Source organism: Dyadobacter luteus (assembly GCF_003383615.1).
Lineage (GTDB): Bacteria > Bacteroidota > Bacteroidia > Cytophagales > Spirosomataceae > Dyadobacter > Dyadobacter luteus.
In genome coordinates this window covers 62068-77467 of sequence record NZ_QNUL01000015.1, presented here as the reverse complement: position 1 = coordinate 77467, position 15400 = coordinate 62068, and the positions used below count along the sequence as shown (strand labels likewise).

Annotated in this window: 16 protein-coding genes; 14 read left to right on the top strand and 2 right to left on the bottom strand. The window is 42.6% G+C overall.

Going from position 1 to position 15400, the window contains the following annotated elements; translation table 11 throughout:
- Positions 1-89: 89 nt before the first annotated feature.
- The 3 genes from DSL64_RS17745 (at position 90) to DSL64_RS17740 (ending at position 1649) form a co-directional block, all read left to right on the top strand.
- On the top strand, positions 90-476 hold the full coding sequence (locus DSL64_RS17745; RefSeq protein WP_115832267.1) for a VOC family protein: 387 nt from the start codon (positions 90-92) through the stop codon (positions 474-476).
- A 178-nt stretch (positions 477-654) separates the two neighbouring features.
- Positions 655-921, top strand: coding sequence for a YncE family protein (locus tag DSL64_RS29180; protein ID WP_199539423.1), 267 nt, complete (start codon positions 655-657; stop codon positions 919-921).
- Positions 922-947: 26 nt separating this feature from the next.
- On the top strand, positions 948-1649 hold the full coding sequence (locus tag DSL64_RS17740) for a YncE family protein (protein ID WP_199539421.1): 702 nt from the start codon (positions 948-950) through the stop codon (positions 1647-1649).
- 111 nt (positions 1650-1760) lie between these two features.
- Here the strand turns inward: DSL64_RS17740 and DSL64_RS17735 are convergent, their stop codons facing one another.
- Both DSL64_RS17735 and DSL64_RS17730 read right to left on the bottom strand, forming a co-directional pair.
- A complete protein-coding gene (locus DSL64_RS17735) occupies positions 1761-4262 on the bottom strand; it encodes a PIG-L family deacetylase (RefSeq protein ID WP_115832266.1) in 2502 nt (833 codons plus the stop codon).
- Between the two features lie 19 nt (positions 4263-4281).
- The gene (locus DSL64_RS17730) at positions 4282-4908 is read right to left on the bottom strand and encodes a 4'-phosphopantetheinyl transferase family protein (RefSeq protein WP_115832265.1); all 627 of its coding nucleotides are present in this window, start codon (positions 4906-4908) and stop codon (positions 4282-4284) included.
- Between the two features lie 145 nt (positions 4909-5053).
- Here DSL64_RS17730 and DSL64_RS17725 point away from each other — a divergent pair, with 145 nt between their 5' ends.
- The 11 genes from DSL64_RS17725 (at position 5054) to darH (ending at position 15397) form a co-directional block, all read left to right on the top strand.
- The gene (locus DSL64_RS17725; RefSeq protein ID WP_229217127.1) at positions 5054-6748 is read left to right on the top strand and encodes a C45 family autoproteolytic acyltransferase/hydrolase; all 1695 of its coding nucleotides are present in this window, start codon (positions 5054-5056) and stop codon (positions 6746-6748) included.
- An 18-nt stretch (positions 6749-6766) separates the two neighbouring features.
- A complete protein-coding gene (gene flxY / locus DSL64_RS17720; RefSeq protein ID WP_115832263.1) occupies positions 6767-8017 on the top strand; it encodes a flexirubin biosynthesis putative acyl-CoA ligase FlxY in 1251 nt (416 codons plus the stop codon).
- 30 nt (positions 8018-8047) lie between these two features.
- Positions 8048-8662, top strand: a complete 615-nt coding sequence (locus DSL64_RS17715) for a hypothetical protein (protein WP_115832262.1) — start codon at positions 8048-8050, stop codon at positions 8660-8662.
- Between the two features lie 30 nt (positions 8663-8692).
- Complete coding sequence (locus DSL64_RS17710; RefSeq protein ID WP_115832261.1) at positions 8693-9322, top strand: hypothetical protein; 630 nt, start codon at positions 8693-8695, stop codon at positions 9320-9322.
- 193 nt (positions 9323-9515) lie between these two features.
- Positions 9516-10163 carry a YdcF family protein gene (locus DSL64_RS17705; RefSeq protein ID WP_115832260.1) on the top strand — a complete coding sequence of 216 codons (648 nt, stop codon included), beginning with the start codon at positions 9516-9518 and terminating at the stop codon, positions 10161-10163.
- A gap of 20 nt (positions 10164-10183) precedes the next feature.
- A complete protein-coding gene (locus DSL64_RS17700; protein ID WP_115832259.1) occupies positions 10184-11248 on the top strand; it encodes a methyltransferase in 1065 nt (354 codons plus the stop codon).
- A gap of 44 nt (positions 11249-11292) precedes the next feature.
- Positions 11293-11775, top strand: a complete 483-nt coding sequence (locus DSL64_RS17695) for a hypothetical protein (protein ID WP_115832258.1) — start codon at positions 11293-11295, stop codon at positions 11773-11775.
- A 27-nt stretch (positions 11776-11802) separates the two neighbouring features.
- Positions 11803-12705 carry a hypothetical protein gene (locus DSL64_RS17690; RefSeq protein WP_115832257.1) on the top strand — a complete coding sequence of 301 codons (903 nt, stop codon included), beginning with the start codon at positions 11803-11805 and terminating at the stop codon, positions 12703-12705.
- A gap of 48 nt (positions 12706-12753) precedes the next feature.
- Entirely contained in the window at positions 12754-13896 is a 1143-nt protein-coding gene (gene darB / locus DSL64_RS17685; RefSeq protein ID WP_115832256.1) for a dialkylresorcinol biosynthesis protein DarB, read from the top strand.
- A 66-nt stretch (positions 13897-13962) separates the two neighbouring features.
- Entirely contained in the window at positions 13963-14361 is a 399-nt protein-coding gene (gene DarG, locus DSL64_RS17680) for a flexirubin biosynthesis protein DarG (protein ID WP_115832255.1), read from the top strand.
- Positions 14362-14365: 4 nt separating this feature from the next.
- Positions 14366-15397, top strand: a complete 1032-nt coding sequence (gene darH, locus DSL64_RS17675) for a BtrH-related acyltransferase DarH (RefSeq protein WP_115832254.1) — start codon at positions 14366-14368, stop codon at positions 15395-15397.
- Positions 15398-15400 lie beyond the last annotated feature (3 nt).

Here is a 15400-nt window from a genome sequence, read left to right as displayed (position 1 = left end):
ATAGGAGTAGTTACATTGAGTATTTCAATATAGGTAAAAATGGGTTGACAGATTACGTTTAGTTGCAGATATTGAGGCAAAAAGATGATATGAAAGATAAAAAGAGATCTAATCCCGTCGTGTATTTTGAGATTCCTGTGCAGGATATGAGCCGTGCTGTTGCATTCTATTCCAAAGTATTCGGATTTGAATTTGAAAGTGAGGTCATAGACCACAACGAGATGTCTGTATTTCCTTTTTCAGAAGATAGCTCCGGTATTTCGGGAGCTTTGGCAAAAGGAGAGATATATAAACCTACCATTGATGGTGTACTGATTTATTTTAAAGCAGAAGATATTGATACGCTACTGGACCTTGCTGTGGCAAACGGGGGAGAAGTGTTGTATACCAAAACATCCAATGGAGCCTATGGATTTGTGGCTGAGTTCCGGGATAGTGAAGGAAATCGTATTGCGCTGTTGATGGACGCCGTATAGATAGCATTAAGTCAGAGTGTGGATCCGGTTTTAATTATATGTGATAAAAAAAATGCGGCAATGCTTCGGGTAAAGCGCTGTTTAAGCTACTACCTGTAAAAAAGGAGTTTTTAATTTTTAAAACATTCATAAGGCAATTCGCAAGATATTTATCACTGCATGCCTGGCAGCGTTCGTGATGGCTGCAAATGCTCAAAAGAAACCTGAGCCTACTTATAAAATCGAAGGGGTACAAAAAATTAATGCTGAAGTGTATCAGTTGGTACATAATCCTACCAACGGAAATGTGTACGTGGTAGGGCCAAAAGCTGGCTTCAATAAGAATGCTGAGAATTTTGTGTATGTGCTGAACGGTTCAAGTCTGGCGGTGATCGATTCGATTAGTCTGGGTAAAAAACTGCCGTTCGGTATTGCCATCAACAACAAGAAAAAACACTTTATGTAGGTCATGCTACGCAAAATGCTGTTAGTGTGGTAGATATTAAATCGAAAACACAAAAGGTTATTGAAGGAGGCCATGAAAAAGGTAAAATCCGGGAGCTGGCGGTAGACGAAAAACGCAATCTGGTTTACGTTTCGGATCATGGGCACTCTTCCGTATGGGTGATCGACGGCGCTACGAACTCGCTCAAAGCACCTCTCGAATATCCTGATTCTTATTTGTTGGGTTTGAATGTAGATGCTGATCGCGGCCAGATCTACACAACGGACAGCAACACGATGGAAGGAAATATTCTGGTTTTTGATTCAGAAAAAAATCAGTTGGTCAATAAGTTTAAAACATGGTCGTATTGCCCGCTCAATATCGCAATTGACTATAAAAACAACCGCCTTTTCGTAAGTCAGTCTAACGACAATAACGTGACGGTTATAGACGGAAATACAGGAGAAATCATCAACAAAATATATCTGGGTTATGACACATCGCCAATCGGGCTGGTGTATGACGAGAAACTGAATGTGGTCTATACCGCAAACAGAAGTAAAAAGGAAGTAGCCGTAATCGACGCGAAGGAATATAAAGTCATTGAAAGAATTCCGACGCTGGGGCTTCCGAATACAATCAGCCTGGATAAAAAGACAGGGGCTATTTATGTAACCAATAAAACAAGCCGTACGCCCGACGAAAAATTGACCAACACCAATGCCGTAGTGAAGATCACTAAGATTTGATGTTGTTGATTTGTGATAGTTAATGTGTTTAGTAATGTAAAGAGACCGTCACCTGCTCAATGGTGACGGTCTCTTTTTTGGTATTGAGGAATGGATTTTAGGAATAGAAAACTATTTTTTCCCCACAGAAATCATGTTGGCAAACAATCGGTAAGCACCTGTAACACCGGAAGGCAGTTCGCGGAAAAACGAAAGTCCTGTGTAGATGTAGTGCCCTTTTCCATATTGCGCGTAAAGCAAACTTCCTTCTTTGATCGTTTCGTCTGTATCGTTTCCAGCCAGCAGAGCCTGATATTTGGTTTTATCCCAATCCTGACCAAAATACAAACCTCTCTCCTGAATCCAGCCATCGAAATCTTTTTGCGTGATTTTGTTGGGATGATTCAGCAAGGTGTGATTTGGAATCAGGAATTTGATAGCGGCATCTTCTTCTGTAATTCTGTCACGGCCTGTTGTAAGCGGATACGGTCCGATATTGGCGACTTTTACGCTGCCCGGGATCGTGTACTGAACAATCATCGTTCCTCCGTTTTTGACATATTCCATCAGTTTGGACTGGTAATGAGATAAATAACCAACCGTGTTGTAAGCACGTACCCCAATAACAATTGCCTCATAGGAAGAAAGATCTTTAGCCAGTTCAGAAGCGTCGAGCATGGTTACCTGGCAACCGATCTGACGCAATGCTGTCGGTACATCGTCGCCTGCGCCGGCAATGTATCCGATGTTTTTGACTGTGGTACGTACATCTATTTTGGCCAGTTTGGCTTCGGCATCGGGGAAAATCGTTTGGCTTGGAATGTGATGATAAGAAATGGTTCTGATGGATTTAGTGTAAGTTTGTCCGCCTACTTCTGCCGACGCCGTCATACCTACTTCCTGATCTTTGGCAGGCGGAATCACTTTAAAACTGAAATTCTTAACCTGGTTTTTATCCTCAATACTGAATGGTGTAGAGGCAGGCTCTGTTTTCCATCCTGCAGGAACATTCAGTTTTACGGTTCCGCTTACCTTGCCTTTCTGTGCTTCAACTGTAACATTCACGGTTTTGGCAGCTGCTGAGGCGAAAATATATACAGGTTCACTGATGTTGACGGTAACAGCCGGACGTATTTCGAACGGGCGATATATCTCGCCTTCTGCCGGGTCGGTAAATTTGTACAACCAGGGTCGGGTATATGAAAATTGTTGTCCGTCGATGTCAAATACAAAAGTGGTGACCGTTTCAGGACGATTCTCCGGATAGCCTATGTCGCGTTGGTCGTCAATTTGAAACATACCTTTCACGATGGGTTTTTCAAGCCAATAAGGTTGAGAAATCTTCAGATTTTTGGGTATCAGCGGATTCACCGCAAACCGGTTTTCGTCTCCCTCTTTTAAGCTCAGATTCAGTGTACTGTCTTTGCTACTGCCTGTCCAGCGAACGGAAACCAGTTTCACCGGATAACCGCTTCTGTTGACTACACCAATGTTGACCTTCTCATAATCGCCAGGCGTTGCCGAAAAGCTTACCGGATTACTTTCAAACCACAAACCTGCACATTGTATGATCAGATCCTGAACTTCCTGTATTTTAGATTTGACATTGATGTCAGAGCTGTCGAGTTTAGCCAGTTGCCGGTTCAGTTGTAAAAGAGCAGGAAGTGACGCCTTAGGATCATTTACACTATAATTTTTGATCAAAGCAGAAACCGTTTCCTGTACTTGTCCGCTGCCTGGAATCCGTTTCCAGGTCAGGTCGATTCCGTCGAAAACGCTTTTGGATGCAGGTTCTCCCGCTTTATGCAGAAAGTAATCAATCCGCTCTCCGCGTGCAGGTGCGCTTCCGAATCCCTGACTTTTATGCTGACTGCGGCTCAATGCTGAAATCTCGGAATACGATGTTCCTAACAATGCATTGTAACCATTTATCGGGATCGATATATAGGTGCTTTTCTCATCGGCAGGTGCTTTGTTTGTGAAACCCGGCGAGAATGTATTCCAAACCAACCTTTTCGCCTGCCATGTTTTTACATATTTTAATTGATCAGGAAAGGCTTTTTTATCTGCAGCCATCTCAAACGCTTTTTCTCCCAGATAAGCAGATGTCTGATGATGACCATGGCCTGCACGCGGATCCGGCGGGAAGCGGGTAATGATCACATCCGGCTGAAATTTACGAATCAGCCATACTACATCGCCCAGCACTTTGTTTTCATCCCAGAAATTGAGCGTTTCTTCCCTCGTTTTGGAAAATCCAAAATCATAAGCGCGGGAGAAATATTGCTGAGCACCATCTATTTTACGTGCTCCCAAAAGCTCCTGCGTTCTGATCACACCAATATTATAACCCTGCTCTGCGCCGATCAGGTTTTGCCCGCCGTCGCCACGGGTAAGCGCCAGATAACCGGTTCGGACCAGCTGGTCTTTGGACATGTAAGTCAGCAACAATGTGTTTTCATCATCCGGGTGGGCGGCTATGTGGAGCACGGAGCCTACCACATTCAGTTTTTTGATATTCTGAAAGATTTCCGCGGAAGAGAGAGAAGGAACCTGCGCCAGCGTGGGCCATGCTGCAAGTAAGGAAAGTAAGTTGAGGATAGGTTTTACAAAGGTTTCAGGAATGTACTTCATAGGGATAAATGATGCTGTTTCAGAGTGTTCTGGTGAGTATATAGTCGCCGAATTCTTCGTATTCCACGCGTATACTTTGTTTCTGACTGTAATGTAAAATATTAACCTGAATTGTGCCAGATTGGTTGCGGGCAAAAGGTAACAAAGTCACATCTTCCTTGAAATTAAGCTCCGGATCGCCGAGGTATTTAAACACCGCCTCCTTCACCGACCACACAATATGGAGCAGGATGTTGTCCGTGATTTCAAAATAGCTCAGTTCGGTATCATTCATGTAAAAAGCAACGCCCTTGCTGATATCAGGTTTCAATTTCTGAATATCAATGCCAACCGGTTTTATGCTGTCGATGTAAACTACGGCGTACCCGGCAGAGTGTGAAATGGAAATATACGCTTTACTATTCACTAAGTAAGGTTTTCCATGAGCGTCATAGCTTAGTCCGGTATTGTAAGGAAACATGGTTTGCAAAAGATTTCTGGTCGCAAGCCATTCTTTTTTCTTCCTTTCGCTCCGTTTGTTCACCAGCACCGTCTCCTCTTCGCCTGTCAATGTCAGCTGTTGCCGGAGAACATCTTCAGCTTCGGTAATTTCCCAAAGACCCAGCCGAGCAGTTTTCGATACTTTTTTTATATAGACAAGACCCATTTATTTCTAATTTTGACCACCGTAGGAGACCGGAGTTACTGATGTAAAGTTATTCCCAGAGCTCGTATATGAAAAAGTTTTTCGTGTAAGAGATTTATTCGGCGCCCGGTGCGTTTGTTTGGAAGTGTGTTTCTGTATTTGAAAAATGATGTTGATCAAAAATAAAGTAGTCAGGAAAGCCGGAAAGATCCTATTGATTTTCCTGCTGCTTATGGCTTTTCTTTTCGCTCTGTTTATCTGGTGTATCCGTATTCCGGCACCGGAAATAGGTAGTGCCAAAACTGTCGCAAGCTATAAGCGTATCCAGGTAAGTGAAAATCATTACCAGGTCGATAATTGCTGGCTGCGCAAAAATGAACACGGGATTTGGGAAATGTACCTGGAAGGCTCACCGTACGAGAGGGGACTGATATACGGAATCCTGGCAAGGGAACTGATGGAAAAGCAGGAGGTACATTTCGTGAATCAGATCAATGAAATGATACCGAATACTTTCTTTTTGCAGATATTGAGAGGATTCGTAGGGTGGTTCAACAGAGACATTTACAAATACATTCCTGAAGAAAACCTGCAGGAAATATATGGCGCTTCCCAATCTTTTTCAGACAAATACAACTACATCGGTCCTAAGTATTACCGCATACTGAACTACCACGCAGCGCATGATATTGGTCATGCACTTACGGACCTGAACATGGTGGGCTGTACTTCTTTTGCTGTGAAGAACCAATTCTCTGCTGACTCATCCTTGCTGATCGGAAGAAATTTTGACTTCTACATGGGCGATGCATTTGCTGAGGATAAGCTGATCGTATTCATGAATCCTGATAAGGGCTACAAATTTGCTTCTTACGCCTGGGCAGGGCTAACAGGCGTTGTGTCCGGCATGAACGAAAAAGGGATCACTGTCACACTTAACGCTTCAAAATCTGACATCCCGTTTGCAGCCAAAGAGCCTATTTCTTTGTTAGCACGGGAAATTTTGCAATATGCCGGAACGATAGAAGAGGCGAGAAAAATTGCTGCAAAAAGTGAGACCTTCGTTTCTGAATCATTACTGATTGGCTCAGCTGCTGATCACGATGCGGCGATTATTGAGAAGTCTCCCGGCAAAATGGACGTTTACCAGCCCGCAGGAGATCAGCTGGTATGTGCTAATCACTATCAGAGTAAAGCTTTCGTGAAAGATTCGGTCAATATAAAAAACATACAATCGAGCGATTCACGCTATCGTTTTGAGCGTATGAACGAATTACTTTCCCGTTCTTTTCCAATAGATATCAAAAAAGCTGCGGGAGTTTTGCGGGATAAAAATGGTGTGAATGATAAGTTTATCGGGTATGGGAATGCCAAGTCGCTGAACCAACTCATTGCACATCATGGTGTTTTGTTTAAGCCCGAACAAGCTAAAATCTGGGTTTCGACGCCACCGTATCAGTTAGGGGTATTTATTTGTTATGATCTCAATAACGTTTTCGGAAATGCGAAGACATTTCATGCGATTGATTCGCTAACTGTAGAAAGCGATCCTTTCCTGAATACGGCAGATTACAAAAAGTATGAGGCCTATAAAGTCACCAGGCAGCATATTAATAAGTTTGTAATGCTGGGCATTCCGTTTGACCTGAGTGCAGCAGCGGAAAAGGATTTTATAAGTAATAATCCGGAAAGCTATGTGACCTATATGGCATTAGGGAATTACTTTGAAGCGCGAAAGGAATATCCGAAGGCAATTGCCTATTATAAGCGCTCGCTGACGCACGAAGTGGCTTCGGAAAACGAAAAAAAGATTATACTTGATAAAATAGAGGCTTGTAAAAACTCGCTGGCCAAAGCATAATTACATTACAGTCAAGTCATGAAAAACGAAATACCTGATACACGATTACCATCACTTATCGAATACGTTGCCGGGCACTCGCCTTATTACCAGCGAATATTCAGTGAACATACTATTGATTACAAAACGATTCAGTCGGCTTCTGATCTGATACAACTTCCGTTTACTACGAAGGATGATCTGGCGCGTGAGAATGATGCTTTTTTATGCGTCCCTAAAAGCCGTATTGCTGATTTTGTAACGACTTCTGGAACCATGAGCGATCCGGTTGCTTTTTATCTGACGGATTCGGATATTGAACGACTGGCAACTAATGAGTCAGAATCTTTCCGTTGTGCTGGTGGCGGTGCGGATGATATTTACCAACTGATGACCACCATCGACAAGCGTTTTATGGCCGGATTGGCCTATTGGATGGGTGCGCGGAAAATAGGAGCCGGAATGATCCGCGTAGGGCCGGGGGCACCGTTTCTACAATGGGAATCAATCCAGCGTTTTTCTCCGACGGTGTTAATTGCTATTCCTTCCTTCATTCCCAGATTGCTGGATTACGCCGAGGCCAACGGAATAGACTTTGCAGCTTCAAGTGTGAAATCCGTAATCTGTATCGGAGAACCTATCCGGAATGCCGATTTTACCTACAACGAGTTGGGGAAGCGTATCACTTCTCAATGGGATATCAAATTATACTCTACTTATGCATCCACGGAAATGGGGGCAGCCTTCACGGAATGTGAATATGGAAATGGCGGTCATGTTAATCCTGACCTGTTGATACTGGAAGTGGTGGATGAAGACGGAAATGCAGTGGGGGAGGGAGGATTAGGTGAAGTGGTCGTTACAACGCTTGGCGTGGAAGGAATGCCTCTGATCCGTTATAAAACAGGAGACCTTTGTCATGTATATTATGAACCGTGTAAATGTGGGAGAACCAGCGAGCGTTTGGGCCCGGTGGTGGGAAGAAAGCAGCAGATGATCAAATTCAAAGGAACGACGATATTTCCACCAGCCATTTTCGATGTGCTGGATATGGTGAAGGAGATAGAATTGTATCAGGTTGTGATTTCGAAGAACGAATACGGTAACGACGAAATTACGGTTCTGTTACCACTCAATTTATCCAACCCAACTTTCAGAGAAATGCTGCATTCGCTGTTTAAATCTAAGCTTCGGGTGTCGCCGCAGCTTGAATTTATTACCGCTCAAGAACTCAATTTCAGAATATACAAACAGGAAAAACGCAAACCTGAAAAATTGATATATATTTGATTTGTCTCTAACTCCTAACAAATTCACAATATGAAATCTTTGGTGTTTGCTGCCTCTGCGGTGGTATCTTTGTGCCTGTCTGATGTTTCCTTTGCTCAGCGTGTTGATTTGAAATCGGGGAGTGTGGATGCACTTTCTGGTGAAAAAAATGTGAACATTGAGTACGATTATTCTTCCTTCGGTGTAGGGAAGTTTGCTACGGAAAAGGAGTACCTCGACAAGAAAGCTGCGGAGTATAATGCCAAGGAAGCCGGCAAAGGAGATGCCTGGCAAAAAGACTGGGTAGATGATCGTAAAAATAAATATGAGCCCAAGTTCGAGGAGTTGTTTTCGAAAGGATTAGCGGACAAAGGCCTCACGGCTGTGCATGGCCGGCCGGATACAAAATACACCTTTATAGTGAAGACCAAGTTTGTGGAGCCGGGTTTCAATGTAGGCGTTGTGCGTAAAAATGCTTCTGTCGATTATGAAATAGAATTGGTAGAATCTGCTAACAAATCCGCAAAACTGGCGGAAATTGTTCTGGCAAAAGTGCCGGGCGGTCAATTTGGCGGATATGACTTTGATACCGGCGTTCGCATAGCGGAATCTTATGCGAAAGCGGGCAAAAGTTTAGCGGCGTTTCTGGATAAAAAATTAAAATAGCCATCTGATTAATTGAATTAAACACATAAAATGAAAAAGTTCTTTATTGCAGGCCTTCTGGTTTTAAGTTTCGTGCAGAGTTACGCACAAAACACTCTTGCTGATGTTTTCAATGGAAAAGCAAAAGTTGTTTTTCTTGGATTGGATTTTACGCATGCGAAGTATATTGGTAGTCCGGGCTTTACAGATCCGAATGCGATCCAGAATCAGCATATGGTGAGCTGGAATACGCTGATTGAGGCTGAACCCAAGAAGTTCTCTCTTGAAAAGCCGCTTAAACTGAGAGCCGATCAATACAGCGCAAAAGTTGCGGACATGATCAAACAGAACAAGAATGCGAACGTAGCTGATAACATCATCAACGAATCTTATACCTTGACCGAGGATCAGGCCAGAAAGGCGGTTTCTAAATATGCGTTGAGTGAAAAAGAAGGTGTTGGTGTTGTGTACGTTGTAGAGAGCCTGAATAAAACCCTGGAAAAAATGACTGTTTGGGTTACATTCATTGATCTGTCAACACGTAAAGTGTTGCTGATTGAGAAAGTAGAGGGTAAAGCAGCTGGTTTTGGCTTCCGTAACTACTGGGCCGGAGCTGTATACAAGATCAACGGTAACATAGGTTCGGACTATTACAAGAAGTGGAGCCAGGCTGCCAAATAATGAGAAATAGGAAATAGTTTTCTATTTTCAGGTTTTCAAAACTGATACGAACAATAAGTTTTCCTGTAAGCTGTGAAACGTTCTTCTTTTTTGGACGTCTCACAGCTTCCTTATTTTGAAACCAATCAGCGTGAAATTCCGATATTTAGGTTTACTGCTCTTACTTATTCTGCTCTCAACCGGTTGTACGAAAATGATGTTTCGTTCGGCAGAAAAGGCATTTAAAGAAGGAATCGGTCAGCAACCTTACGATGTAGTAATAGTGCCTGGCTTTCCTTACAATGGGCAAAACTGGGACAGAGTCGTAAAAATGAGAGTGCATTGGGCCAATTTTCTATACAGGAAGGGCTATGCTAAAAATATTATTTTTTCAGGCTCAGCGGTTGCGACTCCCTATATTGAAAGTAGAATTATGAAGCAATATGCTGTTGCTATGGGTGTTGCCGAAGACAGGATTTTCATAGAAGAAAAAGCAGAGCACAGTACTGAAAATGTGTATTACTCGTTTTGCATGGCACGCGATATGGGGTTTACCAAAGTAGCGCTCGCCACCGATCCGTACCAAAACAGTTATATGTCTAAATTTGCACGCCGGTTCGAATTACCTATTGGTTTTTTACCCACGGTTTTGGATACTTTGCGGTCGTTGAAGATGGATGAACCAGGAATAAATCCTGCTCTTGCGATGAGGAAAGATTTTGTGAGATTGTCGGAACGGGAACATTTTTTTCAGAGATTCAAAGGAACGATGGGAGGTTATATCCAATGGTATGAATCCGACTTAAAGACGAAAAAGCTAAAAAGAAGATATAAAAACAGAACCCTGCCTGCCAAGGAATAAGGGAACCATAAATACAGCGAATGAAAAAGGAATTGTCGGCGATTGAAGCCAAATATGAAGCGCAAAAAATAGCTTTTGGCCCCATGTTCTTCCAGTCTGTGATTGCACTTCGCGATCTGGGTATTCTGGAGTTTATCAACAAGCACCGTAAAGGAGTAAGTATTGATACCATTGTAGAAACACTGGATGTAAGTGAATACGGAATCAATTTGCTGATTGAAGCAGCCGCAGTAATAGGCGTTCTGGAGGTTGAAAATAAGGTAGTTAAAATTACGAAAATAGGATTTTTTCTTCTGAAAGATGAAATGACGCGCATCAATGTGAACTTCATGAACGACGTTTGCTATATGGGTGCCAAGGCCATGACGGATAGTATTGTGAAAGGAAAACCGGAAGGATTGAAAGTGCTGGGTGACTGGCCTACGATTTATGAAGGACTTTCTATTTTACCGGAGCCTGCAAAAAAATCGTGGTTTGATTTTGATCATTATTATTCTGACGGAGCATTTCCGGAAGCTTTAAAAATCGTGTTCAGAAATCAGCCTAAACTGATATTTGATGTGGGCGGTAATACAGGTAAGTGGTCTTTTGCCTGCTGTGCTCATGATGCTGATGTGAGGATAAAAATACTTGATTTGCCGGTTCAGTTAAAAGTGGCGCGGCAAAATGCCACAGAAAAGGGACTGCTGGATCGTATCGATTTTCACGCAATTGACCTTTTAAATACAGAACAAAAAATTCCTCAGGGTCCCGATGTCATCTGGATGAGTCAGTTTCTGGACTGTTTTTCAAAAGAAGAAATTGTTCAGATACTCAAAAACGCCTATCAGGCGGCTTCTGAAACCACTACTTTGTATATCCTGGAACCATTTTTTGACAACCAGGCGTACCCTGCTGCCGAGTACAGTTTGGTAGCTACATCTTTGTACTTTACCATTATGGCCAACGGAAACAGCAAAATGTACAGCATTGATGTGATGAAGGAACTTGTGAAGGAGTCGGGATTTGAAGTGGTAGAAACCTATCCATTAATCGGGGACAGCTACCATTCGATTCTGGAGTGCCGGAAAAGGGCTGATGTATAGTGTCGGGTAATTTCTATCTTTGTAGTATTGATTCAGGACGGAGAATGAAAGGAAGGATTAGTTTGACGATTGTGCTATTGACTCTATTTTGTGCCTTGCAAAGTATAGGAAGGGACAGGAGTTCTTTTTTTAAGGCATTGTCGGGTCACTCCGAAGCTGGTATAAACCTGGAACTTGAAAAGCTGGAGTCGGAAGGTTTGACTTCTCTGGAGAATGCCAGGAAAGGTGCACTTTTGATGAAGAAGGCGGAGTTTTTGAAAGGGGCTGGGAATAAGGTGAAAACTTTCAAGTCGGGAGCAAAGTTGCTGGAAGCAGAGATTAGCCGGAATCCTGATAACGTAGAGTATCGTTTCATTCGGTTGACTATCCAGGAGCACGCGCCGGGAATTTTAAAATACAATAAGGATATACAATCTGATAAACAATTGATCATAAGCAACTTTAAGAAGCTTGATGAAGACTTAAAGAAGGTGATCAGGAATTATGCAGAAGATTCAAAAATTATTAAAACAGTAGATTTGCGGTAGAGGCATCTGAAATATTAGCTTGTTCAAATGAAAAAGGTGCTAGTAATAAATTATTCTCAATCGGGACAATTGAACGAAATTATCGACAATTTTTTGATCCCTTTTGAAAATGCAGAAATTGAAAGAGTTGCCATACAACCAGTGCAGCCCATTGCATTTCCGTGGACGAGTGAAGTTTTTTACAATACCATGCCTGAGTGTGTGAATGAAGAACCGGTAGCTCTGAAGCCTATTCAGTATGGATCTGAAAAATATGATTTGATCGTGTTCGGATACCAGCCATGGTTTTTATCACCATCGCTTCCGGCAACATCAATTTTACAGGATCCTTCTTTTCAGCAAAAGCTGAAAAGAACACCGGTTGTTACGGTAATAGGCGGAAGGAATATGTGGCTCAATTCTCAGGAAAGTATCAAAGCGTATATTCGCAATGCAGGTGGAAAGCTCGTTGGGAACGTCCCTCTTATGGACCGCGAACCGAATTTGATCAGTGTTCTTACCATTTTTCACTGGATGCTTACGGGCAAAAAGGAGAGAAAATGGGGTGTTTTGCCCGTTCCGGGTGTAAGCGACCAGGATATCAAAAGCGCTGATAAATTTGGCGTAATTGTAAACAAGGCACTGAGCGAGAATAATTTTGACGGGCTTCAAAAGAAAATCCTTTCTCTTGGACTGATCGATATCCCGACGGATATCTGGTTTATCGAAATGAGAGGAAAGAAGATATTCAGAATATGGGCGAGCCTGATCAAGAAAAAAGGTGTTACTGCTGAAAAGCGTGCGTTCTTCGTTAATCTGTTTAAATACTATTTGCTGATTGCGCTGTTTGTCGCGTCGCCGATCATTTTGACCGTGTATTTTATACTGATTGCCCCGTTCAGTCAGAAGTCTATAAAGAAGTCGAAAGAATATTATTATGGTGTAGACTGAGCCAGTGATCAGCAAATCATCAACCTATTAATTATTACCATTATTAAAATGTCAGAAGCATACATAACCAGAGTTTCCAAATTTCTTCCTAACGAAGGCGTTGCCAACGAGGAGATGGAAGAATATCTGGGATTCATAAACGGTAAGTCATCCAAATCGAAGGCAATTGTTTTAAGAAACAATAAAATAAAGAACCGCTACTATGCATATACCCGTGAGGGACAGCCTACTCATACGAACGCTGAAATGGCTGCGTTGGCAGTAAAAGGTTTGTTTTCTGAGAATACGAGTGAAATCAAAGAAGCAGATTTGCTGAGTGCAGGAACTTCCAGCCCCGACCAGCTTATGCCTTCACATGGCGTCATGATTCATGGCTGGTTACCTGAAACTGGTTCGATTGAAGTAGTTTCTCCGTCCGGAGTTTGCTGTGCAGGTATGCACGCGTTGAAATATGCGTATATGTCGGTAAAGCTTCAGGATAAGAAAAAGGCCATTGCAGTTGCTTCAGAGCGTTTTTCTCCCTCATTAAGGGCGGAGCAATTTGAAGAAGAAGTGCAGGAACTGATCCGCTTGGAGCAGAACCCGTATGTTTCTTTTGATAAAGATTTTCTGCGTTGGATGCTTTCGGATGGTGCCGGTGCATTTTTGATTGAAGGGAAGCCTAATGAAACCGGACCGTCTCTCAGGATTGACTGGATTGAAGGTTGTTCGTTTGCCAACGAGGAGGAAGCCTGTATGTATCAGGGTGCGCATAAACTGGAAGATGGTACTTTGAAAAGCTTTAAGGACTATTCCAATGAGGAAATTCAGTCCAAATCGGTATTTGGTATCAAGCAGGATGTGAAATTGCTCAGTGAGAAGATCGTGAGACTGGGTTTCACCAACCTGAAGGGAATATTGACAGAGAAAGGATTTGACATGAATGATGTTGATTATTTTCTCCCTCACATTTCGAGTTATTTCTTCGAAAGTAAAATTGAAGATGTACTGATTGAAAACGGTATTCCGGTTCCGAAGGAAAAATGGTTTACGAATCTGGCGACTAAAGGAAATGTTGGCGCGGCATCTATATACATGATGGTTGAAGAACTTTTCGCGAGTGGTAAACTTGAAAAGGGTCAGAAGGTGCTGCTCGCTGTTCCGGAGAGTTCAAGATTTTCATATATGTTCTGTCTGTTAACGGTTTGCTAGTAATAATTGATTAAATTGTTATCCGATTTCTCTATCTGATTCATGCTGTTTTAATAATCGTTCACTATGAAAAAGGAAGATTTGCCACAAGAACCGGGGGCATTGTCGCGCTTAACACGTGAACTTTGCTATGTCAAAAATGAAGACGGGAAATATGAAACAGCACTGAGTAAGGGCTGGGATGTGAAGAAGGAAGCGCTTGACAGTGCCTGGGATAATGTAAATGATAGGGTAGAAGAGGCGCGGAAGGCTGTGGCAAACGGGGAGAAAAGTCCGGTATACTATTTTATGGAACTCCGGCTTATGGATCTTACAGTGTTGGCAGGTTATACAGGTTTTTTTAGTTTTTTTATAAAAAGACATCTGAAACCTTCTGTATTCAAGGAGCTTAGTGATAAAAAGCTTCAAAAATATGCCAATGCCTTTGATATTACTGTAGACGAATTGAAAAATTTTAAAGGTTAAACAATTGAATACAGATATACGGACAGAAGAATTTCATCACGTTCAGGCCGCACACTGTGAGAATGGTGTGACAACGGCTCTGCTTCGTCACCACGGCCTTGATTTCATGACAGAGCCTTTGGCGTTTGGTATGGGATCAGGGCTGTTTTATATACAAATTCCATTTCTTACTATTAACAACGGTCCTGCTATTTCTTTCAGGACGATGCCGGGTGCTATTTTCGCCCGTACCTGCAAGGCACTTGGCGTGGAAGTAAGTCGCAAGAAATTTAGTAGTCAGGAAAAAGCGCAGCTTTTTCTGGATAAGAAAATAAGTGAAGGAGTGCCTGTAGGTTGCCAGGTAGGTGTATTTCATCTTACCTATTTTCCAAAAGAATACCGCTTTCACTTCAATGCTCATAATCTGATTGTATACGGCCGTGAAGGTGATCAGTACAATATCAGTGACCCTATTATGGAAGATGTAACACATCTTTCTGCTCAGGAACTTAACCGGGTACGATTTGCACAAGGGCCGCTTGCGCCTAAGGGTCATATTTATTTTCCTGAACGCATTGGCGCAATTAATGACGATCTGATCAGAAAAGGTATCGTAACAGGTATCAAGAGAAATGTCAGGGATATGTTAAGGATTCCCGGCAACTTCGCTGGTGTGGATGGTATCAGACATACCTCCAATCATATCAGAAAATGGCGTGATAAACTTGGTCTCAAAAAGGCCAGTTTATATCTCGGGCAAATCGTGCGTATGCAGGAAGAAATCGGTACGGGTGGCGGAGGTTTCCGTTTTCTGTATGGCGCGTTCCTGGAAGAATCGGCGGCCTGGTTACAGGACGATCGTCTTGCGAATCTTTCAGAAGACTTCACACGGGCGGGAGATTTGTGGCGGGGGAGTGCCATCAAAATGGCCGGAGTTTATAAAGGACGCCTTACAGAACAGAAGGATTTCGAAGAAATTGCCGATATGCTTGTGAATATCCGGGAAGTGGAAAAGGAGGCATTTCAAAAGCTTTCCAAACTTAACCTTGGGAAGTAAGAT